This window comes from Halorubrum sp. Atlit-26R, from assembly GCF_003666015.1.
Classification (GTDB): domain Archaea; phylum Halobacteriota; class Halobacteria; order Halobacteriales; family Haloferacaceae; genus Halorubrum.
The window spans coordinates 1-883 of the sequence record NZ_QPLT01000143.1; the positions used below are offsets into that span (position 1 = coordinate 1).

Genomic DNA, 883 nt, shown 5'->3' on the forward strand with positions numbered 1-883 from the left:
GAGTGGTTTGAGAGGCGTGTGAACGACCTTGAGCAACGGTCGGTCGAGGAGGCAGATGCGGTCGTGTGTACGAGCAAGCGGGATGCGGATGTCTATCGAGAAAAGTACGATCAAGGTGGGCCGATACTGATCGCACCGAATGGAACTTACAGAGAAGACATTCGTGAGCATCGCCCAAATTCTAAACGTGCGAAACGGGTTCGGAAGAGGTACGATATCGCTAAGGATGTGACTGTCTGTCTGTTCATGGGAAGTAACTATAAGCCCAATATTGAGGCAGCGGAGGCGACAGTTGACATCGCCCGTGAATTCCGTGAGAAACCCCCCTCGGCACACTTTCTTATATTGGGAAGTGTCGGAGATGCCCTTGATCAGTCGTCAGTGCCGGAAAACGTGAGCATCACCGGCTACGTAGATGATAATTTTGAGGCGCATTTTGATGCGAGCGACATAGCTCTGAACGCGATGCTCTCAGGAGGAGGAACGAACATCAAACTCTTTGATTACTTGGCGCGTAGTCTACCCGTCGTCTCCACTCCGTTTGGCGTGCGTGGTCTTGACGTGACACCGGGAGATGAAGTTCTTGTTACAGAACTGGAGAATTTCTCGGATGTAATTGCTACGCTCGGGGGGAACTCTGATTTACGCCGGGAGATCGGAGAGGCCGGACGGCATCTTGCTGCTGAAAAATATACCTGGGAAATGTCTTCAAGGAAAGTTCGTGATTTCATTTCCGAATTATAATATTTTAGTATATGCGCCGTATAGATGAGTACCTGTGTGTTATGCTTTGTTGAATCCGATGACTGCGTCGGGGTCACTGTTTGAGCGCCTGTTCGAGGTTGTAGACTGCGGCGGTCAACACGAGTTTGCGGAATTCGCG

General features: G+C 50.5%; 1 protein-coding gene. It reads left to right on the top strand.

What is annotated here, in order from left to right:
• Positions 1-744 (top strand): glycosyltransferase (locus DVK07_RS19820; RefSeq protein ID WP_121598538.1); only part of this gene is annotated, 744 nt, incomplete at its 5' end.
• Positions 745-883: the final 139 nt, after the last annotated feature.